The 22,455-nt window shown below is 65.6% G+C and carries 17 protein-coding genes; 12 read left to right on the top strand and 5 right to left on the bottom strand.

Going from position 1 to position 22,455, the window contains the following annotated elements; translation table 11 throughout:
* The first annotated feature begins 49 nt into the window (after nt 1-49).
* From JQ617_RS32670 to JQ617_RS32615, 12 genes are all read left to right on the top strand, one after another.
* On the top strand, nt 50-1,645 hold the full coding sequence (locus tag JQ617_RS32670) for an ABC transporter substrate-binding protein (RefSeq protein WP_212029966.1): 1,596 nt from the start codon (nt 50-52) through the stop codon (nt 1,643-1,645).
* A gap of 103 nt (nt 1,646-1,748) precedes the next feature.
* Nucleotides 1,749-2,729, top strand: coding sequence for an ABC transporter permease (locus JQ617_RS32665; RefSeq protein ID WP_212029965.1), 981 nt, complete (start codon nt 1,749-1,751; stop codon nt 2,727-2,729).
* Nucleotides 2,730-2,739: 10 nt separating this feature from the next.
* Nucleotides 2,740-3,708: an ABC transporter permease gene (locus tag JQ617_RS32660; protein ID WP_212029964.1), complete on the top strand. Its 969-nt coding sequence runs from the start codon at nt 2,740-2,742 to the stop codon at nt 3,706-3,708.
* Nucleotides 3,709-3,712: 4 nt separating this feature from the next.
* Nucleotides 3,713-4,699: an ABC transporter ATP-binding protein gene (locus tag JQ617_RS32655; RefSeq protein ID WP_063691283.1), complete on the top strand. Its 987-nt coding sequence runs from the start codon at nt 3,713-3,715 to the stop codon at nt 4,697-4,699.
* Entirely contained in the window at nt 4,696-5,685 is a 990-nt protein-coding gene (locus JQ617_RS32650) for an ABC transporter ATP-binding protein (RefSeq protein ID WP_212029963.1), read from the top strand. Before JQ617_RS32655 ends, JQ617_RS32650 begins: the two co-directional genes overlap by 4 nt.
* Before the next feature lie 82 nt (nt 5,686-5,767).
* The gene (locus JQ617_RS32645; protein WP_212029962.1) at nt 5,768-7,573 is read left to right on the top strand and encodes a gamma-glutamyltransferase family protein; all 1,806 of its coding nucleotides are present in this window, start codon (nt 5,768-5,770) and stop codon (nt 7,571-7,573) included.
* 9 nt (nt 7,574-7,582) lie between these two features.
* Nucleotides 7,583-8,293, top strand: coding sequence for a DUF1028 domain-containing protein (locus JQ617_RS32640; RefSeq protein WP_212029961.1), 711 nt, complete (start codon nt 7,583-7,585; stop codon nt 8,291-8,293).
* Nucleotides 8,290-9,279, top strand: coding sequence for an ABC transporter ATP-binding protein (locus JQ617_RS32635; RefSeq protein ID WP_212029960.1), 990 nt, complete (start codon nt 8,290-8,292; stop codon nt 9,277-9,279). The genes JQ617_RS32640 and JQ617_RS32635 overlap by 4 nt, the downstream gene beginning before the upstream one ends.
* Nucleotides 9,280-9,454: 175 nt before the next feature.
* Complete coding sequence (locus JQ617_RS32630; RefSeq protein WP_212029959.1) at nt 9,455-10,564, top strand: ABC transporter ATP-binding protein; 1,110 nt, start codon at nt 9,455-9,457, stop codon at nt 10,562-10,564.
* A 24-nt stretch (nt 10,565-10,588) separates the two neighbouring features.
* Nucleotides 10,589-12,097, top strand: a complete 1,509-nt coding sequence (locus tag JQ617_RS32625; RefSeq protein ID WP_212029958.1) for an ABC transporter substrate-binding protein — start codon at nt 10,589-10,591, stop codon at nt 12,095-12,097.
* Between the two features lie 7 nt (nt 12,098-12,104).
* Entirely contained in the window at nt 12,105-13,046 is a 942-nt protein-coding gene (locus tag JQ617_RS32620; protein WP_212029957.1) for an ABC transporter permease, read from the top strand.
* Between the two features lie 4 nt (nt 13,047-13,050).
* Entirely contained in the window at nt 13,051-13,938 is an 888-nt protein-coding gene (locus tag JQ617_RS32615; protein ID WP_212029956.1) for an ABC transporter permease, read from the top strand.
* Nucleotides 13,939-14,159: 221 nt separating this feature from the next.
* Here JQ617_RS32615 and cnbZ read toward each other — a convergent pair whose 3' ends face one another.
* The 5 genes from cnbZ to JQ617_RS32590 form a co-directional block, all read right to left on the bottom strand.
* The gene (cnbZ, locus tag JQ617_RS32610; protein ID WP_212029955.1) at nt 14,160-14,906 is read right to left on the bottom strand and encodes a 2-amino-5-chloromuconate deaminase CnbZ; all 747 of its coding nucleotides are present in this window, start codon (nt 14,904-14,906) and stop codon (nt 14,160-14,162) included.
* 9 nt (nt 14,907-14,915) lie between these two features.
* Nucleotides 14,916-16,166: an adenylate/guanylate cyclase domain-containing protein gene (locus JQ617_RS32605; protein WP_212029954.1), complete on the bottom strand. Its 1,251-nt coding sequence runs from the start codon at nt 16,164-16,166 to the stop codon at nt 14,916-14,918.
* Nucleotides 16,163-16,552: a response regulator gene (locus tag JQ617_RS32600; protein ID WP_212029953.1), complete on the bottom strand. Its 390-nt coding sequence runs from the start codon at nt 16,550-16,552 to the stop codon at nt 16,163-16,165. The genes JQ617_RS32605 and JQ617_RS32600 overlap by 4 nt, the downstream gene beginning before the upstream one ends.
* Complete coding sequence (locus tag JQ617_RS32595; protein ID WP_212029952.1) at nt 16,549-19,131, bottom strand: sensor histidine kinase; 2,583 nt, start codon at nt 19,129-19,131, stop codon at nt 16,549-16,551. The genes JQ617_RS32600 and JQ617_RS32595 overlap by 4 nt, the downstream gene beginning before the upstream one ends.
* A 163-nt stretch (nt 19,132-19,294) precedes the next feature.
* Nucleotides 19,295-22,390 carry a MexW/MexI family multidrug efflux RND transporter permease subunit gene (locus JQ617_RS32590; protein WP_063691307.1) on the bottom strand — a complete coding sequence of 1,032 codons (3,096 nt, stop codon included), beginning with the start codon at nt 22,388-22,390 and terminating at the stop codon, nt 19,295-19,297.
* Nucleotides 22,391-22,455 lie beyond the last annotated feature (65 nt).

Below are 22,455 nucleotides of genomic sequence, written 5' to 3'. Positions count from 1 at the left end.
CGCCGAACAATCAAAAATCACCGGCGAGGCGGTGTGGAGAGGGTCAAGAATGTCAGTCGGTCGAAGTCTGTTTGCGGCGACGCTCGCCGGTACGCTTGCGTTGACGGTCACGTCGGCGTGGAGCCAGACGCTACGTTATGCCAACCAGGGTGACCTGAAGTCGCTCGATCCCTATACGCTCAACGAGAGCACCACCCACGCCCATCTCGGCCACGTCTATCAAGGCCTCACCGCACGCGACAAGGACCTCAAGATCATCCCGGCGCTGGCCGAAAGCTGGGAAACCCCGGAGCCGACCCGCTGGCGCTTCCATTTGCGCAAGGGCGTGAAATTCCACAACGGCGACCCCTTCACCGCCGACGACGTGGTCTTCTCGGCCGATCGCGTCCGCAAGAAGGGGTCCAACATGCAGACCCGCCTTGCGCCCGAGGTCAAGGTGGTCAAGGTCGACGACTACACCGTCGATTTCGTGCTGCCCTCGCCCAATCCCATCCTGCATAACTCGTGGGATGTCTGGTACATCATGGACAAGAAATGGGCCGAGGAGAACAACGTCGTCGACCCGACGCCGGTGGCGGCGACCACGCCGAGCTACGCCTCGCTCCATGAGAACGGCACCGGGCCCTTCATCATCGAAAGCCATCAGCCCGGCGTGAAGACGGTGTTCAAGGCCAACCCCAATTACTGGGGCAAGGTCGAGGGCAATCTGAAGGAGATCATCTTCACCCCGATCTCCTCCGACGCCACCCGCGTCGCCGCGCTGCTCTCGGGCGAGGTCGACGTCATCGAGCCGGTGCCGATCCAGGACATCTCCCGGGTCGATTCCAGCCCGAACGCCCAGGTGCTGAAGGGACCGGAGCTGCGCACCATCTTCATCGGCTTCGACCAGGTGCGCGACGAGCTGCTCTACTCCAACATCAAGGGCAAGAACCCGTTCAAGGACGCCCGCGTCCGCGAGGCCTTCTACAAGGCGATCGACATCGAGCTGATCAAGACGCGCGTCATGCGCGGGCTGTCGACGCCGTCGGCGCTGATGATCGCGCCGGAACTGTTCGCACTGTCCAAGAGCTTCACGCGTCCGAAATTCGATCCCGACGGCGCCAAGAAACTCCTGACCGAGGCCGGTTATCCCGACGGCTTCGAGGTCACCATGGACTGCCCGAACGATCGCTACGTCAACGACGCCGCGATCTGCCAGGCCGTGGTCGGCATGCTCGCCCGCATCGGCGTCAAGATCAATCTGCTGGCGCAGCCGAAGGCGCAGTACTTCGCCAAGGTGCTCAAGCAGGGCGGCTACCAGACCTCGTTCTACCTGCTGGGCTGGACGCCGAGCACGATGGACTCCCACAACGTGCTCTATGACATCATGGGCTGCCGCGACGATGCGAAATCCTCGCGGGGCGAGGCCAATCTCGGCGGCTACTGCAACAAGGAGTTCGACGCCATCACCGACAAGGTGCTGGTCGAAACAGACGCCGAGAAGCGCAACCAGCTGATCAAGGAGGCCTACGAGATCGGCATCAAGGACTGGTCGTACATCCCGCTGCACCAGCAGGCTCTCGCCTGGGGCGTCTCGAAGAAGGTCAACCTGCCGCAGCGTGCCGACAATCTCGTCATGTTCCACTGGGCGACCAAGAAGGAATAGCGTCGATTGAACACGAGGTCCCGGCAGCGTCAGGCTTCCGGGACCTTTCCTTTTCCGGCCGACAAGGACGTCGGCCGTCTGCTTACCAAGGAAAGTGGAAGGCATGCTCGCTTTCACGCTTCGCCGCGCCGTTCAGGCCATCGGCGTCATGTTCGCCGTCGGCATCATCGCGTTTTCGATGTTCCGTTTCGCCGGCGACCCCGTCAACCAGATCGTCTCGATCGACACTTCGGCGGCGGAGCGCGCGATCGTGCGCAAGTCGCTCGGACTCGACGATCCCGTGCCGGTGCAGTTCGTGCGCTATTTCGTCGATGCCGCGCAGTTCAAGTTCGGCGTTTCCTACCAGTTTCGCCAGCCGGTCTCGGCGCTGTTGAGCGAACGCATGCCGGCGACGCTGGAACTTGCGATCTGCGCGACCGTGTTCGCGATGGTGTTCGGCATCCTGATGGGTGTCTATTCCGCGCTTAAGCGCGACACCGCACTCGCGAAATTATTCCAGGCGGTCTCGTTGATCGGCATCTCGCTGCCGACCTTCCTGATCGGCATCCTGCTGATCTATCTGTTCGCGGTCACACTGGGCTGGCTGCCTTCGTTCGGCCGCGGCGAGGTGGTGAAGCTCGGCTGGTGGACGACGGGCCTGCTCACGCTGTCGGGCCTCAAGGCGCTGATCATGCCCTCGATCACGCTCGGCCTGTTCCAGATGACCCTGATCATGCGGCTGGTGCGCGCGGAGATGCTGGAAGTGCTGCGGACCGATTATATCCGCTTCGCGCGCGCGCGAGGGCTGACCACCCGTGCGATCCATTTCGGCCACGCGCTGAAGAACACCCTCATTCCCGTAATCACGGTGGCCGGACTTCAGTTTGGCTCGGTTATTGCATTTTCGATCATCACCGAAACCGTGTTCCAGTGGCCGGGCATGGGACTTCTGTTCGTCCAGGCCGTGCAAAACGTCGATATCCCGATCATGGCCGCCTATTTGCTGATGGTTTCGCTGATCTTCGTCACCATCAATCTGGTGGTCGACATTCTCTACACCGTGGTCGACCCGCGCCTGCGCGCGACGGTCGGCCGCGCCGCATAAGGCAGCCTGCATGTCCGACGCAGTCGTCTCCAATTCCAACGGGCAAAGCACGCAGCCGGCGCACGCGCGCGGCTGGCTCAGCCGCGCGCTCGACAGCGACGTGTTTTATTCGTTCCGCCGCTCCAAGCTTACCATGGTCGCGGCCACCATCACGATCCTGTTCTTCCTGCTGGCGATCTTCGCATCCGTGTTAGCGGTGCAGAACCCGTTCGATCCGGCACAACTCCAGCTGATGAATTCGCGGATCTCGCCGCTCTGGACCGCCGACGGCCAGAGCCCGTTCCTGCTCGGCACCGACGAGCAGGGCCGCGACGTGTTCTCCGCCATCCTCTACGGCATGCGCATCTCGCTCGCCGTCGGCGTCGCGGGCGTGATCTTTGCCGGTGCGCTCGGCATCGCGCTCGGCCTCATCGCCGGCTATTTCGGCGGCGCGGTCGACGGCGTGATCATGCGGATCGCCGACGTTCAGCTCACCTTCCCCGCCATCCTGATCGCGCTGCTGGTCAACGGCATCGCGAAATCGATCCTCGGCAATCGACTGGATGCCACCAGCATGCTGTTCGTGCTGGTCATCTCGATCGGCCTCAGCTTCTGGGTCGGTTACGCCCGGACCGTGCGCGGCTCCGTGATGGTCGAGAAGAACAAGGACTATGTGGCCGCTGCGCAGTTGATCGGCCTGCCCGCACCCAAGATCATGCTGCGGCATGTGCTGCCGAACACGATGGGCCCGATCCTGGTCATCGCCACCATCAACCTCGCGCTCGCCATCATCACGGAGGCGACGCTGTCCTTCCTCGGCGTCGGCCTGCCCGACACCATGCCCTCGCTCGGCACGTTGATCCGCATCGGCAACAACTATCTGTTCGCGGGCGAATGGTGGATCGTCGCCTTCCCCGGGCTCGCGCTCGCAGCCCTGATCCTGTCGATCAACCTGCTCGGCGACTGGCTGCGCGACGCGCTCAACCCGAAACTTCGCTGAGGCCATGACCGAACCCGTTCTCTCCGTGCGTAACCTTCAGGTCGAGTTCGCCTCGCGCCGCGGCACGCTGCGCGCCATCGACGACGTCTCCTTCGATATCGCCAAGGGCGAGGTGCTCGGCGTGGTCGGCGAATCCGGCGCCGGCAAGTCCGTCACCGGCCTCGCGGTGATCGGCCTGATCGATCCGCCCGGCCGCATTGCCGGCGGCGAAATCCGCCTTGCAGGAATGCGGATCGACAACCTCCCTCCGGAGGAGATGCGCCGCGTCCGCGGCAAACGCATCGGCATGATCTTCCAGGACCCCCTCACCTCGCTCAATCCGCTCTACAAGGTCGGCGACCAGATCGTGGAGACGATCCGGACCCATCTCAATCTCTCCGAAACGGCCGCCCGCCGCCGCGCCATCGACCTGCTGGCCGAGGTCGGCATCCCCGCGCCGGAGAAGCGCATCGACGGCTATCCGCACGAATTCTCCGGCGGCATGCGCCAGCGCGTGGTGATCGCGCTTGCCATCTGCGCCGAGCCCGAACTGATCATCGCGGACGAGCCGACCACCGCCCTCGACGTCTCCGTGCAGGCCCAGATCATCTCGCTGATCAAGCGGCTCGGCCGCGACCACGGCACCGCCGTGATGCTGGTAACCCATGACATGGGCGTGATCGCCGAAACCTCCGACCGCGTCGCGGTGATGTATGCCGGCCGCGTCGCCGAGATCGGCCCGGTGCAGGACGTCGTGAGAAATCCATTGCATCCCTACGCCAAGGGGCTGATGGGCGCGATCCCGACGCTGGCCGGCGAGGACAAGCGCCTGGTGCAGATCCCCGGCTCGATGCCGCGCCTGTCGGCGATCCCGCGCGGCTGCTCGTTCAACCCGCGCTGCGCATCCGCCTTCGATCGCTGCCGGGTCGACCGGCCGGAGCCGCTGTCGCGCGGCACACAGTCCGTGGCCTGCCATCTCTATGACACTGCGCCGGCGGAGACCGCGGCATGAGCACGCCCTTCGTCCAGGCCACCAATCTGCGCCGCGTCTTCGACGTCTCGAAGCCCTGGCTCAACCGCGTGCTGGAAGGCGGCCATCTCGAATACCTCAAGGCCGTCGATCACGTCACCTTCGACATCCGGAAGGGCGAGACCTTTGCGCTGGTCGGCGAGTCCGGCTCGGGCAAGACCACGGTGGCACGGATGGTGGTCGGCCTGCTGCCGCCGAGTTCCGGCGACGTGCTGATCGACGGCGTCTCGATGGCCGATCCCAGGCAGGCGCCGGCGCGGCGCAAGCTGCGCCGCCGCATTCAGATGATTTTCCAGGACCCCTATGCCAGCCTGAATCCGCGCTTCCGGGTCGATGCCATCATCTCCGAGCCGATCCGCGCCTTCGACCTGATCCAGGGCGAGCGCGACATCCAGGCGCGCGTCGGCGAACTGCTCAGCCTCGTCGGCCTGCACCCCGACGACCGCCTGAAGTTTCCGCATGAATTCTCCGGCGGCCAGCGCCAGCGTATCGCGATCGCGCGGGCGCTCGCCTCCAATGCCGAGTTCATCGTCTGCGACGAGCCGACCTCGGCGCTGGACGTCTCCGTGCAGGCGCAGATCCTCAACTTGATGCGCGACCTCCAGGACAAGTTCGGCCTGACCTACATGTTCATCAGCCACAACCTCGCCGTGGTCCGTCACATGGCGAGCCGCGTCGGGGTGATGTATCTCGGCCGCATCGTCGAGATCGCGGAGGGACGCGAGCTGTTTTCCCGCCCGCGCATGCCCTACACCAAGATGTTATTGGGCGCCGTGCCGGATCTGGCGATGAGCGGCCGCCAGCGCATTCCGGTGAAGGGCGAGATTCCGAACCCGATCAATCCGCCCCCTGGCTGCGCCTTCAATCCGCGCTGCCCGCTGGCGTTCGATCTCTGCCGCAAGGAAACCCCGGAACTGATCGACGGCGTCGCCTGCCACGCGGTGAACACCGCGCCGGTCCCGGCCTAACGCGCGCGTGCCATGCGGCCTGTGCATTTGGCATCCCAGTGCCGGTTGTGATCAATTGCGCGCGCCGCAAATGAGGTAGCCCATGGCCAGCAACGTCAATCCCGATCCCTTCACGACGCGTCCCGAGATCGAGGGTACGTTCGGCGTCGTCGCCACCACACACTGGATCGCGACCGCCGTCGGCATGGCCATCCTGGAAAAGGGCGGCAACGCCTTCGACGCCGGCGTCGCCACCGCCTTCACGCTCCAGGTGGTCGAACCGCATCTGAACGGCCCCGGCGGCGACGTCCCCATTATCGTCCATGACGTCAACCGCGGCCGCACCGAAGTGATCTGCGGCCAGGGCCCGGCCCCGGCCCGCGCCACCATCGCGCATTACAAGAGCGAAGGCCTCGATATGGTGCCCGGCACCGGCCTGCTCGCGGCTTGCGTTCCCGGCACCTTCGAATCCTGGATGATGCTGCTGCGCGACTACGGCACGATGCGCGTGCGCGACGTGCTGGAACCCGCCATCTCCTATGCCCGCGACGGCTATCCGCTGGTCGAGCGCGCCTGCGCCACCATCCAGACCGTCGAGCAGCTGTTCCGCAAGCACTGGCCGACATCGGCCGCGGTCTATCTGCCGAACGGCGAGGTGCCGAAGCCCGGCTCGATCTTCACCAACAAGACGCTGGCTGCGACCTACACCCGGATCCTGAACGAAGCCGAGAGCGGCGGCGGCGGCCGCGATGCCGAGATCGAGCGCGCACGCAAGGCATGGTCGCAAGGCTTCGTCGCCGAAGCGATCGACAAGTTCTGCCGCACGCAAGAGGTCATGGATGTCAGCGGCTCGCCGCATCGCGGCGTGCTCACAGCCGACGACATGGCGCGCTGGCAGCCGACGGTCGAGGCGCCGCTGACCTACGACTACGGTCGCTACACCGTCTGCAAGGCCGGCGTCTGGAGCCAGGGACCGGTCACGCTGCAGCAGCTCGCGCTGCTGAAGGGCTTTGCGCTCGATGGGCTCGATCCGACCGGGCCCGAATTCATCCATCTCCAGATCGAATGTGCCAAGCTCGCCTTCGCCGACCGCGAAAAATTCTACGGCGATCCCAAATTCAGCGAGATCCCGATCGCGACGCTGCTGTCGGATGCCTATAACGACGAGCGCCGCAAGCTCGTCACCGAGAAGGCTTCGCTCGATCTCCGGCCCGGCACGGTCGAGGGCTTCGGCGGCGTGGTCAAGCTGCGCCGCGCGGAAGGCCAACGCGAGGCCGTCGGCGCGCTCGGCGCCGGCGAGCCAACCGTGGGGCGCTTCGGCGAGGTGCGCGGCGACACCGTGCATTTCGACATCATAGACAAGGCCGGCAACATGGTGTCCTCGACGCCGTCGGGCGGCTGGCTGCAATCCTCGCCTGTCATTCCCGAGCTGGGCTTCTGCCTCGGCAGCCGCGCGCAGATGTTCGATCTGGAGGAGAATCAACCGGGCTCGCTCGCGCCGGGCAAGCGGCCGCGCACCACGCTGTCGCCGACCATGGCGCTGCGCGACGGCGAGCCTTACCTCGCCTGGGGTTCGCCCGGCGGCGACCAGCAGGATCAGTGGATCACGCAGTTCTTCCTGCGCCACGTCCATTGCAATCTCAATCTCCAGGAATCGATCGACGCGCCGGCCTGGCATTCCGAGCACTTCCCGATCTCGTTCTGGCCGCGCACCGCCCGCCCCGGCGTGCTCGTGGTCGAGAACCGCGTGCCGAAGGCGACGATCGAGAATCTGCGCGAACGCGGACACATCGTCGAGGTCGGCCCCGACTGGTCGGAAGGCCGTCTCACCGCGGCCTCGCGCGTCGGCGTACGCCGGCGTGCCGCCGCCAATCCGCGCGGCATGCAAGGCTACGCCGCGGGACGTTGAAGGCAGCACATGACCTGGTCGATCATCGCGCGAGACCCTGCCACCGGCCAGTTCGGCATCGCGGTTGCGACCCGCTTCTTCGCGGTCGGCGCGCGCGTACCCTATATCGCCGCCGGACTCGGCGCGATCGCGACCCAGGCCTTCGTCAATCCCTATTACGGCATCGACGGCGTCAAGCTCTTGCGCGAGGGCCTCAACGTCCATGACGTGCTCGCCACGCTGCTGGCGACTGACGATGGCCGCGAAAGCCGCCAGCTCCACATCATGGATGCCGGCGGCGAGATCGCGGCGCATACCGGGCGCGACTGCGTCGACTGGTGCGGCCACGTTGCCGGCAGCGGCTTCTCGATCGCCGGCAACATGCTGGCAGGCGCCGACGTGCTAGACGAGACCGCAAAAACCTACATCGCCAATGACAGCCTGCCCTTTCCGCGCCGCCTGCTCGCGGCGATGCGCGCCGGCGAAGCCGCCGGTGGCGACAAGCGCGGCAAGCAGTCCGCCGCGCTCCTGATCCACGGCGAGGAGGAATGGCCGGCGCTGGACATTCGCGCCGACGATCATCCCGATCCGCTCGGCGAGCTCGAACGGCTCGAACGCGTCAGCCAGGAGCTGTGGGTGCATTTCCGTCCTTCCATGCCGACGCGGCAGAACCCGGCCGGCAACACCGATCGCAGCGTCATCGAGGCCACCATCGCCGCCGCGCGCGCAAGACAAGCATGAGCACGAGCCCCCTCATCGAGATCAAGGATCTGCGCATCCGCTTCCACGGCGACGACGGCCGCATCACCCACGCGGTCGACAGCGTCGATCTCAGCGTCGCCAATGGCGCGACCCTCGGCCTCGTCGGCGAATCCGGCTGCGGCAAGAGCGTGACCTCGCTGGCGATCATGGGCCTGTTGCCGAAGCGGAGCGCGGAAATATCGGGTGCTATCCGCTTCGATGGCTTTGACCTGCTGCAGACGCCCGACCAGACCCTGCGCGACCTGCGCGGCAACCGGCTGGCGATGATCTTCCAGGAGCCGATGACCTCGCTCAATCCGAGCTTCACCATCGGCGACCAGATCATCGAGACGATTTTGCGTCACCGCGGCGGCTCGCGGAAGAGCGCGCGCGAGCGGGCGATCGAGCTCCTGCGCCGCGTCCACATTCCCTCGCCGGAGCGGCGGATCGACGAATATCCGCACAAGCTCTCCGGCGGCATGCGTCAGCGCGTGATGATCGCGATGGCGCTCGCCTGCGATCCGCGCCTCCTGATCGCCGACGAGCCGACCACCGCGCTCGACGTCACCCTGCAGGCGCAGATCCTTGAGCTGATGCGCGAATTGAAGGCTGCGAGCGGCGCCGCCATCATCCTGATCACGCACGATCTCGGTGTCGTCGCCGAAGTCTGCAACGAGGTCGCGGTGATGTATGCCGGCGAGATCGTCGAACGCGCGCCGGTGGACGAGCTGTTCTCCATGCCGCAGCATCCCTACACCGTCGGCCTGCTCGGCTCGATCCCTCGGCTCGACCACCGTACCGAGCAGCTGGCGACGATCGAGGGCATGGTCCCGAACATGGCGCAGCCGCCCGCCGGCTGCCGCTTTTCCGCGCGCTGTCCGTTCGTGCTGGACGCCTGCACCAAGGCGCCGCCGCCACTGGTCGAAGTCAGCCCCGGCCACCTCTCGCGCTGCATCCGCGCGCCGCTCGAACTGCTGGTGTCGTGATGGCCACACGCTCTCCTCTCGTGCCCCGGGCGCGGCGCAGCACGAGCGAAGCGCAGTGGTGCGCTGCTGAACCGGGGCCCATGCAACAACAATCTGGGTCCCGGTTCAGCGTCGCAACACTTCGCGTTGCGCCGCGCCCGGGACACGAGACCGGTGTTTGCAAGGAGCGAACGCGATGACCGCGCTGCTCGAGGTCAAAGGCCTGGTCAAGCATTTCGTCGCCGAGCGCTCGCTGTTCGGCCGCGCGCTGGCCCATGTCAAAGCGGTCGACGGCGTGTCCTTTTCGCTCGACGCCGGCAAGACGCTGGCGCTGGTCGGCGAATCCGGCTGCGGCAAATCCACCGTCAGCCGGCTGGTGCTGCGGCTGATCGAGCCGGACGCCGGCGCGATACGCTTCGACGGCCGCGACCTTCTCTCGCTCGATGCCGACGCGCTGCGAAAATTCCGTCGCGAGGCGCAGATCATCTTCCAGGACCCCTACGCCTCGCTCAATCCGCGCATGACGGTTGGCCAGATCCTGACCGAGCCGCTGGCGCTGCACGATCTCGTTCCGCCGGCGCAGCGGGCCGAGCGCGTTGCGGAGATCCTGCGGCTGGTTGGCCTCGAGCCGCGGCTCGCCCGGCGCTATCCGCACGAATTCTCTGGCGGCCAGCGCCAGCGCATCGCGATTGCCCGCGCGCTCGCGGTCGAGCCGAAGCTGATCATCTGCGACGAACCGGTCTCGGCGCTCGATGTCTCGATCCGCTCGCAGATCCTGAACCTGCTCCGCGAGCTGCAGGACCGGCTCGGCCTCGCCTATATCTTCGTCTCGCACGACCTCGCCGTGGTCAAGCACATCGCCGACCGCGTCGCCGTGATGAATCTCGGCCAGATCGTCGAGGAAGCCGATGCCGACGATTTGTTCGCCACACCGCGCCATCCCTATAGCCGGGCGCTGCTGTCCGCGATCCCCCTGCCGCAGCCGCGCGCCAAGCGCGCGAAGGTCGTCCTGCAGGGCGAGATCCCGAGTGCGCTCAATCCGCCGGCCGGCTGCCGCTTTCACACCCGCTGCCCGTTCGTGATCGAGCGCTGCCGCAGCGAAATGCCGGAACTCGTGGCTGGCCCCACCGGTCATGCCGCCGCCTGTCACCGCGTCGGCGAGCTGCCGCCGGCCGACGCCATCGTGCCCGCGACCAGCGAGTTTCCGCCCGCGCTGGCAAAATTGGTCGCCGCCTTCAGCCGAAAGACGGAAGGCGCGAACCCCGCCGGGGTTGGTATACAGAGTGCAAGGCCTGCAACGACTTAAAGCCGCAGCAATGGGGACTGTCCGATGAAGATGTTTCGCCTGGCCGCAACGGCCGCCGCCTTCCTGCTGTCGCTCGGCGCCGCGCAGGCCCAGACCACCTTGCGCATCGGCCTCGCCGAAGACCCCGATATCCTCGACCCGACCATGGCGCGCACCTATGTCGGCCGCATCGTATTCTCCGCGTTCTGCGACAAGCTGTTCGACATCGACGAGAAGCTCAACATCGTGCCGCAGCTCGCGCTTTCCAGCGAAACGGCCGATGATGGCAAGGCGCTCGTCATCAAGCTCCGCCCCGGCGTGAAATTCCACGACGGCGAGCCGTTCGACGCCGAGGCCGCCAAATTCTCGCTGGAACGGCACCTCACCTTCCCGGGCTCGTTCCGCAAGCCGGAGCTGGCCTCGGTCGACCACATCGAAATCGTCGATCCCCTCACCGTCAAGTTGGTGCTGAAGTCGCCGTTCTCCCCGCTGCTCGCCCAGCTCACCGACCGCGCCGGCATGATGGTGTCGCCGAAGGCGGCCAAGGAGGCCGGCGACAAGTTCGGCCTGCGCCCGGTCTGCGCCGGCCCCTACAAGTTCGTCGAGCGCGTGCAGCAGGACCGCATCGTGTTCGAGAAGTTCGCCGACTACTGGAACAAGGACAACGTCTTCATCGACAAGATCGTGTTCCAGCCGATCGTCGACGCCACCGTGCGGCTGGCGAACCTGAAGTCCGGCGGTCTCGACTTGATCGAGCGCGTGCTTGCCACCGACCTCAAGGAGGTGCGCGCGGATTCACGGCTGAAGGTCGCGACCGCGATCGAGCTCGGCTATCAGGGCATCACGCTCAACATCGGCAAGGACAAGGCCAAGGGCCCGCTCAGCCAGTCCGCCAAGGTGCGGCAGGCGCTCGACCTTGCCATCGACCGCGAGGCGGTCAACCAGGTCGTGTTCAACAGCGAGTTCCAAGTGGGCAATCAGTGGGTCAACCCCGATCATCCCTATTATCAAAAGTCCCTGCCGGTCCGGCCGCGCAACGTCGAGAAGGCCAAGGCACTGCTGAAGGAAGCCGGCGTGACACCGCCGGTCAGCGTCGATTTCCTGGTGCCGAAGGGCGCGGAGACCGAGACGCCGGCGCAGGTGATCCAGTCGATGGCGGCGGAAGCCGGCTTCGACATGAAGATCCGCGTCACCGAATTCGCGACTGGGCTGAAGCAGGCCGAAGCCGGTGACTACCAGGCCTATATGCTCGCCTGGAGCGGCCGCGTCGATCCCGATGGCAACACCTTCGTGTTCCTGCACAGCGGCGCACCGCAGAACTACGGCGCATGGAACAATCCACAGGCCGACAAGGCGCTGGAGGACGCGCGGCTCGTCACCGATCCCGCCAAGCGCAAGGCGAGCTACGAGACGCTGGCCAAGCTGGTCCAGGACGAAGAGCCGCTGCTGTACCTCTACCACCGCCGCATCATCATCGCGCACACGACGAAGCTCGAAGGCTACAGGCAGATGCCCGACGGCCTCGTGCGCGTTATAGGCCTCAAACTGAAGTGACGAGAGGATGCTGAACTTCCTTGCCCGCCGCCTTGTCCAGATCGTGCCGACGCTGTTCTTCGTCTCGGTGCTGATCTTCTCGCTGCAGCAATTGCTGCCCGGCGATCCGGCGCTGGTGATGGCAGGTGAAGAGCGCGACCCCGCCGTGATCGAGCAGATCCGGCACCAGTACCGGCTCGATCAGCCGGTCCCGGTGCAGTACGCCTACTGGATCAAGGGCGTGCTGTCGGGCGATTTCGGCGAGTCGCTGCGCAACAAGATGCCGGTGCGCGAGCTGATCGCGCAGAAGCTGCCGGTCACGCTCCAGCTTGGCTCGATGGCGATCCTGATCGCTTTCCTGATCGGCATTCCCGCGGGCATCGTCGCGGCCGTGAAGAAAGGCACGGCGTGGGACTATGGCGCCAACTTCTTCGCGCTGTGGGGAATCTCGACGCCGAACTTCTGGCTCGGCATCATGCTGATCTTCCTGTTCTCGATCGAGCTCGGCTGGCTGCCTGCCTCGGGCTATGTGCCGCTCACCGAGAACTGGCGCGCGAGCCTGGCGGCGACCATCATGCCGGCCTTCGTGCTCGGCAATGCCATTGCCGCGATCCTGATGCGGCATACCCGCAGCGCCATGCTGCAGGTGCTGGAAAGCGACTATGTCCGCACTGCACGCGCCAAGGGGCTGCTGGAGCACTCGGTGATCCTGAAGCACGCCATGCGCAATGCGCTGACGCCGATCATCACGCTCGGCGCGCTCGAGCTCGGCACGCTGCTCTCGGGCGCCGTGCTGACCGAACAGATCTTCTCGATTCCCGGCTTCGGCAAGCTGATCGTGGACGCCGTGTTCAACCGGGACTATGCCGTCGTGCAGGGCGTCGTGCTGGTGACCGCCACGGTCTACATCACGCTGAACCTCATCGCCGATATCGCCTATATCCTCGTCAATCCGCGGCTGCGGGGGTGAGGCGATGACCGACGCAGCGCTGCCAGCCGCCCTCGCCACACAAACCTACGAGCTCGACAGCCCGGCCCGCCGCGCGCGGCGGCGCCTGTTCAAGCGCAAGGCGGCGGTGTTCGGGCTCGTCGTGCTCACGGCGTTCATCCTCCTCGCGCTGCTCGCCCCGTTGATCGTGCCCTATGATCCGATCGCGACGAGCTGGAGCCTCGTGCGCAAGCCGCCGACCGCAGCGCACTGGTTCGGCACCGACGAGCTCGGCCGCGACATCCTCAGCCGCGTCGTCTACGGCGCGCGCGCCTCGCTGCTCGCGGGCCTGATCTCGGTTGCGATCGCGCTCGGCATCGGCGTGCCGCTCGGCCTGCTCGCCGGCTATCGCGGCGGCTTCGTCGACGCGCTGATCAGCCGGATCACCGATGCGATGCTGGCCTGCCCGTTCCTGATCCTGGCGATTGCGCTCGCCGCCTTCCTCGGTCCGAGCCTCGGCAATGCCATGATCGCGATCGGCATCTCCGCGACCCCGATCTTCATCCGCCTGACCCGCGGCCAGGTGCTGAGCGTCAAGGCCGAGGACTATGTCGAGGCCGCGCGTGCGCTCGGCAATCCGCCGTGGCGGATCGCGTTCTCGCACATCCTGCCGAACATCCTGCCGTCGTTGCTGGTGCAGGCCACGCTCTCCATCGCGGCGGCCATCATCGCCGAGGCCGCGCTGTCCTTCCTCGGCCTCGGCCAGCAGCCGCCGGCGCCGTCCTGGGGCAGCATGCTCAATGCGGCCCAGCGCTTCCTGACGCAGGCCCCGTGGATGGCGATCTGGCCGGGACTTGCGATCTTCCTGGTGGTGCTGTCGCTGAACCTGCTCGGCGACGGCCTGCGCGACGCGCTGGATCCAAGGCAGCGCTGACGCCTGAAGAAATGAGGCTCCCCTGACGCTCCGACCCAGGTGCGTTCCCTCCCCCCTTGCGGGGGAGGGCTAGGGAGAGGGGTAGCCCAGCAAAAGGTTTCAGCGGTTGGGGATGCACCGACGCTCGGTGCGCGGAGGAGAGAATCCCCGTGTGGCACCCCCCTCCCTGCCCCTCCCCCGCAAGGGGGGAGGGAACGGAGAGAGCGTCGCTGTCGCGTATCTCAGATCACCACCTCCCGCAGCACCCGGCGGCAATCCATCTCATATTCGAGATCGACCACCGGAGGCCGGGCGAAATGCCAGGTCAGGCCGGAGCGCAGCGCGCCGCGGCGGACCAGCTCGTCCACCAGCGCGTGGTGGAAGTCGTGCACCGAATAGGCCTGCACGCCGGTCGTGTCCTTCCAGCCGAAGCCGAAAGCCGCCATCCGGTTTTCCATCTGCGACGTGGTGGTGAAGCGCACCTTCTCGCGCAGCCCCTCCGGGCTGAGATCGCGGTAGCGCACGGTGCGCTCGACATATGTGCCGCTGCCCTCGCGGGCCTCGGCGCCGCCGGCGATGACGAAGCTGGGCGCGCTCGAGCGCGAGGGGCGCGTGAAGGAGAACGCGTAGAACGAGGGCTCGGACGGCGGATCGATCTCCGGACAGACGTTGCTGCGCGCCACCGGATTGGTGGTGCCGTCGAAGATGCCCCATTCCGACAGTGTCTTCACGTAGTGCAGGTTGAACGCGCGAAAGCCCTCTTCGCTGAAGGCCGCCGGTGAGCGCAACTCGCAGGCGCAGAACGCCGTCAGCGGACGCCCGGCTTCCTGGATGAATTTCGCGGCCAGCGCAAATCCTTCGGCCAGCGGCACCAGGCGGTCGAACCGCACGCGCTCGATCTCGTAGCCTGCATCCGCGGCGGCACCGGCCGAATACTGGAACACGGACGGGATGAAACGATAATTGCCGGCGGAGAATTCACTGACCATAACGAGCTCCTAGTCCAGTTGCATGCGAATGCCCTTGGCGCCGTTGAGCAGGCGCTTCAGGTGAAAACCGGCCAGCGGATCGTCGGCGTGCATGCCGACCAGCGCGGCAAAGGCCGGCATGGCCGCGGCATCGCCGGCCTCCATCTTGGCAAAGGCGTCGGAATATTGCGCCGTCTCCGGCGCCTCGAACTTCTGCTGCGGCAGCGGCTCGAACGCGCGCAGCGGTTCGCTGCGTCCGCGCAGCATGAGCTCGCCGACGGGCCGGCCGCGGAAATTATCGGCCTCCTTCGCCACGGTGGCACTGACGCAGATGCGCGTCCCCAACTGCTTGTTGGCGGCTTCCAGCCGTGCCGCGATGTTGATGGTGTCGCCGTAAGCGGTGTAGTCGAAAAAGCGATTGCCGCCGAAATTGCCGACCAGCGCGGGACCGGCATGGACGCCGATGCGGGTCGTTCCGAAACTCACGCCCCTTGCCCTCCAGCGTGCCGAAAACGCCTCTGCCCAGACGTCGAGATCATGCGCACAGGCGACCGCGCGCGTCGCATAGTCCGGCTGGTCGCCGGGTGCGTTGAAAAGCACCTGGATCGCATCGCCGATGATCTTGGTGACCGTCCCCTCATGGGTGAAGGCAATCTCGGTCATGCCGCCCACATATTCGTTGAGGAGCATGCCGAGTGTCTCCGGCGGCGCACTCTCGACCAGCGAGGTGAAGCCGGTGATATCGGTGAAGATGGTCGCGACCTCGCGCCACTGCACTTCGATTCCGTCGCTCTCGCCGCTCGCTGCCAGGCGCTTGGCGAGCTGCGGCGAGAAATGGCGCGACAGCGCGGCATGGGCGCGCTCGGCCTCCGCCTGGCGCTGCCGCACGTCGCGCAGCATCTCGACGTGGCGAATGGTTTTCTGGATCGTGGTTTCCAGGTCGGCGAAATCGATCGGCTTGGTCAGAAAGTCGAACGCGCCGCGGTTCATGGCGGTGCGGATGTTGCTCATGTCGCCATAGGCCGAGACGATGATGGTGGACTTCTTCTCTTCGGCCTCCTGCAGCTTCGCCAGCAGCGACAATCCGTCCATCCGCGGCATGTTGATGTCGGAGACCACCATGTCGACATGCGGATTCTGCTCCAGCGCCTCCAGCGCCTCGATGCCGTCGCGGGCGAACATCAGAGCGAGTTGCCCGTCGCGGATCTGCCTGCGGAACTTCTGCAGGATCAGCGCCTCGAGGTCCGGCTCGTCGTCGACGAAGAGGATGGTCGCGGTCATGCGGCTTGCTCGAGCCTCGTATCGATCTCCTGACGCAGCAGCGCAAAATCGATCGGCTTGGTCAGGAGCCCGTGGGCGCCGCGCTCGATCGCCTTCCGGCGCGTCTCGGCGTCGCCATAGGCGGTGATCATGATGACCGGAATGTGCGGATAGTCGGCGCGCACCTTCGGCAGCATGTCGAGCCCGCTCATGCCGGGCATGTTGATGTCGGACAGGATCAGGATCAGCGAGGGATCGCGGACCTCGGCGGCGCGCCTCAGCGCATCGGCCGCGGAGGGCGCAAACTCCATCTGGAAACGGCCGGCACGCAGGTCGCGCCGGAAGTGCTGCCTGAACAGCGGCTCGATGTCGGGCTCGTCATCGACGACCAGGATATAAACGTTCAAGTCTTGCCTCCGGGAGTGTCGTCCGCTGCCATCGTCCGCGGCAGCGTGATGATGAATTCGGTGAATACACCGGGGTCGGTCTTCACGTCGATGGTGCCGCCATGCTGCTTCACCACGATGTCGTGGCTCATGGACAGGCCGAGCCCGGTGCCTTCACCGGCCGGCTTGGTCGTAAAGAACGGGCTGAACAGCTTCTCCTTCACCTCGGGCGGAATGCCGGTGCCGTTGTCGCGGATCCGGATCTCGACCTTGTCGCCGAGGCTCCTGGTTGTCGCGCTCAGGGTCGGCTCGAAACCTCCCGCCGCGTCTCCCTTGCGCTTGGCCGCGGCATAGAAGCCGTTCGAGATCAGGTTGAGAAGAACGCGCGTGATCTCCTGCGGATAGATGTCCGCCATGCCGGCGGCGGGGTCGAAGGCGCGCTCGAGCGTGACGTTGAATGCGGGCCGTTCGGCGCGCGCGCCGTGATAGGCGAGATTGAGGCTCTCCTCCACCACCGCATTGATGTCGACGGGGCGATGCTCGCCGGAGCCCTGGCGCGAGTGCAGCAGCATGTTCCTGACGATGGAGTCGGCGCGCTTGCCGTGCTGCACCACCTTCTCGAGATTGCCCTTGAGCATAGCGGTCAACTCGCCGACCTCTTCCCTGGACTTGTCGTCGAGCGCGGCCGATTGCAGGACCTCGTTGAGCTCGTCGATCAGCTCGGTCGAGACCGAGGAGAAATTGTTGACGAAGTTGAGCGGATTCTTGATCTCGTGCGCGATGCCGGCAGTAAGCTGGCCGAGCGAGGCCAGCTTCTCGGTCTGCACCAGGCGATCCTGGGCGGTGCGCAATTCGTTCAGAGACCGCGACAGTTCTCTGGTGCGCTCCTGGACTTCCTCAAACAGCCGGACATTCTCGATCGCAATGAGGGCCTGGTCCGCGAAGGTCGTGGCGAGCTCGATCTGCTTCTCGCTGAAGGGACGCACGACGTGCCGCGTCAGCACGAACACACCGATGGGCGTCCCCTCTCGAAGCAGGGGCACACCCAGCATCGTGCGGACGTTGGAACGTCTGCGCGCAGACGAAGGGGCGAATTCCGGGTCGGCCTGCACGTCCGGGACATGAACTGTCCTGCAATCCAGCAAGGTACGTCCAACGACACTTCCCCGCTCCGGCACGGACGCAAATGTCCGAAGCTTGGTCTCCTGCTCCGCGTCAAGACCGCAACTTGCTGCCAGATAGAAGGCGCCGTCGCGGGGCCGGAAGATCGTTCCTTCATCCGCGTCGCACAAGCGGGCCGCGGAACCGACCAGCGTATCGAGCACGGTCTGCAAATCGAAGGTCGAGCGGCTGATCACCTTCAGCACATCGGCGGTTGCGGTCTGTTGCTGCAGCGCTTCCCGCAACTCGGCGGTGCGCTGCTCGACCTTGTTCTCGAGGCCGGCATAGGATTCCTGCAAGCGCTCGCCCATGTGGTTGAACTGATCCGCGAGCCCCTCCAGCTCGTCGCCGGTCTTGATCGAGATACGCTGAGCGAAATCGCCGCCGCCGATCCGCTCGGCGCCGCTGCGCAGCGCCTGGATCGGGCCGACCATGCGGCGCGCCAGGAACATCCCGGCCAGCACCGCGAAGACCGACGCCGCGAGCAGCACCAATGCGAGTCGCTCCAGCGCGGCATAGAGCGCCGCATAGGCCTCCTCGACCGGCAGCTCGACGAACATGGTCCAGTGCATCGGCTCGATCGGAGCCGATGCGGTCAGCACCTTCTGTCCCTGGATATTGCGCGCTTCGGACAATTCGTCGCTCATCGTGCCGCCGCCCGTCAGCGCGGCGCGCACCTGTGCCAGGTTCGACATATCGGTGTTGCGCAGCACCAGGCTGATGTCGGGATGCGCGATCAGCCGCCCTTCCGGGCCGACGACGTAGGCGTGCCCGCGCTGGCCGACCTTGATCTGGGACACGACGTCCCAGATCAGCTTCAGATTGACTTCCGCGATGCTGACGCCGGCGTCCCTGCGCGACCCGGCCTGCGCCAGCGTCATGTAGGGCTCGGAGTCCCTGCGAAAGTAGACCGGCCCGTAGAACACCTTGTGCGCGACCGCCTGGGTGAATTTGGGGTCGTCGGACAAATCGATCCCGCTGTCGATCGCGTCCATCGCGAGCCGCGACACCCGCAGCCGCTCCCTGCCGGTCGCATCGACCTGGGCAAGCTCGGTGATCGCCGGCACCTGGCGCAGCAGCCGCAGCGCGTCGAACCGGCGCTGCTCGATTGAGCCGGCCGACCAGGGCAGCTGCGTGGTCCAGCCGAGCTGGCTCTCGATCTCCTTGACGAACTGCCCGATCTTGGCCGCAGCCGCCTCGGCCTGCTCGTGCTGGACCCGGATCAGCGAGGCCTTGTGCTCGCGGTAATAGAAAAAGACCTCGAACAGGCCGTTGGCCAGCAACGCGATGGCGACCACCGCCACGAACAGCGCGACATACTTGGCAAACAACCGGGTCCTGATCCCCCGCCCCGCGCCTTCACCGGGCGCGACGCGATCCGTGGCCGCGCTCGGCGACGTCGTGGCTTGCGGGGTGTCGGGATGGAGGGAGAGAGTCATCCCCCGGAACCTAGCAAGAAGACCCGACCTTGTCTCTCGCCTGCGCCGCCGGGGGCCCGGCCTGTGACTGCGGCCCTGGCGTCAGGACTGGTGCCGCCCCCCAATGAAAAAGGGCGGCAGCGGACCCCTCCGCTGCCGCCCCAAGGTTGGCTCGCGTCCGGCCTCAGGTCGGCCGCAGCGCCTTGGAACCAAGGTCGAGCTCGTTGAGCTGCTTGTTCCGGTCGGAATCGGCCGCCGCGCGGTGGTCGGTCGCCAGCACCACGTAGACCGCGGGCAGCACGAACAGCGTGAACAGCGTGCCGATCGACATGCCGGCGACGACGACCAGACCGATCGAGAAGCGGCTGGCCGCGCCGGCGCCGGTGGCGGTCAAGAGCGGGATCAGGCCGGTCACCATCGCGGCCGTGGTCATCAGGATCGGCCGCAGACGGATGCGGGCCGACATCTCGATCGCCGAGCGGCGGTCGAGCCGCTCCTTGATCTGGAGCTCGTTGGCGAACTCCACCATCAGGATGCCGTGCTTGGTGATCAGGCCGACCAGGGTGAGCAGACCGACCTGGGTGTAGATGTTCATGGTCGCCATGCCGAAGAACAGCGGGATCAACGCACCGACGATCGCCATCGGCACCGAGATCATGATCACGAACGGGTCGCGCAGGCTCTCGAACTGCGCCGCCAGCACCAGGAAGATGATGATCAGCGCGAAGCCGAAGGTGATCGCGAGCTGGTTGCCTTCCTGCACATATTGCCGGGAGTCGGCCAGATAATCGTGGCTGAAACCCGCGGGCAGCTTCTTGGCTTCACCTTCGAGGAAGTCCACTGCCGCACCCACTGTTACACCCGGCATCGGCACGGCCGAGAACGTGGCCGAGTTGAGCTGATTATAGTGGGTCAACGAGTTCGGATCGGTCTTGGTCTTGATCGACACCACGGTCGACAGCGGGAGCTGCTGGCCGGTATTGGTCGTCACATAATAGCCGCCGAGCGATTCCGGCGAGAGCCGCTGGCCGCGCGGCACCTGCGGGATCACCTGGTAGGACCGGCCTTCGAGATTGAAGCGGTTGATGTAGTTGCCGCCGAGCAGCACCGCGAGCGTAGAGCCGAGGTTCTGCATGTTGACGCCGAGATCCTGCGCCTTGCTACGGTCGATCGTGACCTGAACGTTCGGCTGGTTGTAGGCGAGGTCGCTGTCGGAGACGATGAACATGCCGCTCTTGCGCGCAGCATCCTTCAGCTTCTCCATCTGCTCATAGACGGTCTGGTAGCCGGCGGTCGAGTTGATGACCATCTGCACCGGCAGACCGCCCGGGCCGCCCGGCAACGGCGGCAGGTTGAACGCAAAGGCCTGCACGCCCTCGATCTTGGAGAGCTCGGCCTGCACCAGCGGCTTCAACTGGATCGACGACCGCTTGCGCTCCTCCCAGGGCTTGAGCAGCAAACCCGCGATGCCGCCCTGCGGGCCGTTGATGCCGTTCAGCACGAAGCGGAAATCGGTCTCGGGGAACTTCTGGAATTCCTTGTCGAGCTTGTCACCGTAGAAATCGACATAGTCGATGTTGGCGTATTTCGGCGCCTTGGTCACCGCAAACACGATGCCCTGGTCTTCCTCGGGCGCCAGCTCCTTCGACGTGTGCATGTAGAGGAAGCCGACGAGGCCGAGGATCGTGATCGCGAACAGGCCGGTGATCGCCTTGTAGTCCAGCGAGCGGTCGAGCCTGCGGCCATACCAGCGCGTCATCGCGCCGAACACACGGTTGACCAGCTTGGCGAAACGGCCCTCTTCGGTGTTCTTCAGCAGCACCGAGCACATCATCGGCGACAGCGTCAGCGCGATCACGCCGGATACGATCACGGAGCCCGCGAGTGTGAAGGCGAACTCGCGGAACAGCGAACCGGTGAGGCCCCCGAGGAAACCGATCGGAGCGTACACCGCCGCGAGCGTGATGGTCATCGATACGACGGGGCCGACGATCTCGCGCGCGCCCTCCATCGCCGCCTGCACAGGTGTCTTCCCCTCCTCCAGGTGGCGATGGATGTTCTCCACCACCACGATGGCGTCGTCGACCACGAGGCCGATCGCGAGCACCATCGCGAGCAGGGTCAGCAGGTTGAAGCTGAAGCCCAGTGCCAGCATCAGGGTGCAGACGCCGATCATCGACAGCGGGATGGTGACGACCGGGATGATGACCGAGCGCAGCGAGGCCAGGAACAGGAAGATCACCACGATCACGATGATCACGGCTTCGCCCAGCGTCTTCTCCACCTCGTCGATCGAGGACTGGATGAACTTGGTCGAATCGTAAGCGACCTTCATCTTCATCGAGGGCGGCAGGTTGCGCTCGAGTTCCGGGAACAGTGCCCGCACGCCCTTGACCAACGTCAGCGGATTGCCTTGCGGCGTCGCGTTCACGCCGATGAAGATCGCCCGCTCGCCGTTAAAAGCGACGCTCGCATCGGTGCTCTGCGCGGCGAGCTCGACGGTGGCGATGTCCTCCATCCGGACGAAACCGCCGTCCTTGGCCTTCACGATCATCTTCCTGAACTGGTTGACGTCGGTGAGGCTGGTGTTGGTCGAGATGTTGGAGACGATCAGATAGCCCTTGGTCTGTCCCGCCGCGGACTGGAAGTTGTTGGCCGTGATCGCGGCCGCGACATCGGCCGACGACACGTTGCGGCCGGCCATCTTCATGGGATCAAGCCACAGCCGCATCGCAAAGGTCTGGCCGCCGAGGATATCGGCCGAGGCGACGCCGTCGACGGTCGACAGCACCGGCTGCACCACGCGCGTCAGATAGTCCGAGATCGCCGAGCCCGACAGCTCCTCGGAGGAGAAGCCGAGATACATCACGGCCGTGGTCTGGCCCGTGGTCTTGGTGACGATCGGGTCGTTCGATTCCTTCGGGATCAGGTATTTGACCGAGTTCGTCTTGGCCAGCACCTCGGTAAGCGCCTGGTTCGGATCGAAGTTCAGCTTGATGTAGACCTGAATCGTCGAGGTGCCGAGCACCGAGGACGAGGTCATGTAATCAACGCCTTCGGCGGAGGCGACCGCCTGCTCGATCGGCGTGGTGATGAAGCCCTGGATCAGGTCCGCGGACGCGCCGGGATAGACGGTCGTGATGTTGATGACCGTGTTCGACAGCTTCGGATATTGCCGGATCGGCAGCACCATCGCCGCGCGCAGGCCGATCAGCAGGATCAGCAGGCTGACCACGACCGACAGGACCGGGCGTTTGATGAAAATATCGGTAAAGCGCATCGCGGCGATCTCGATTTCTTTGTCTCAAGAAAAGTGATCCGGCCGGGCCGGATCACTTGGATGTA

It is taken from the genome of Bradyrhizobium sp. KB893862 SZCCT0404 (assembly GCF_018130885.1).
Taxonomy (GTDB): Bacteria; Pseudomonadota; Alphaproteobacteria; order Rhizobiales; family Xanthobacteraceae; genus Bradyrhizobium; species Bradyrhizobium stylosanthis.
This window is presented reverse-complemented; position numbering and strand designations above follow the sequence as displayed.